At 73.1% G+C, this 234-nt stretch carries 1 protein-coding gene; it reads right to left on the reverse strand.

Annotated elements, in window-relative coordinates; translation table 11 throughout:
* A partial coding sequence (locus SZN_RS37415) for a DEAD/DEAH box helicase family protein (RefSeq protein WP_007506786.1) occupies nt 1-234 on the reverse strand: 234 nt, incomplete at both ends.

Raw genomic sequence — 234 nt, forward strand, 5'->3', positions numbered from 1 at the left:
GGACGGGCGTCGACGCCGAACTTGCCGTACAGCTCGGCCCGCCACTGCTCGGCCAGGGCGGGCGAGCACAGCACGACCAGACCGCGGGCGTCGCCCTGCGCCAGCAACTCGGCGGCGATCAGCCCGGCCTCCACCGTCTTGCCGATACCGACGTCGTCGGCGATGGCTGCCCAGGAGTTGCAGCAGCCGGTGACGACCGGCCGGGTGATCGCGGTGACCTCGATCCGCGGTGGC

Source organism: Streptomyces zinciresistens K42 (assembly GCF_000225525.1).
GTDB classification, from domain to species: domain Bacteria; phylum Actinomycetota; class Actinomycetes; order Streptomycetales; family Streptomycetaceae; genus Streptomyces; species Streptomyces zinciresistens.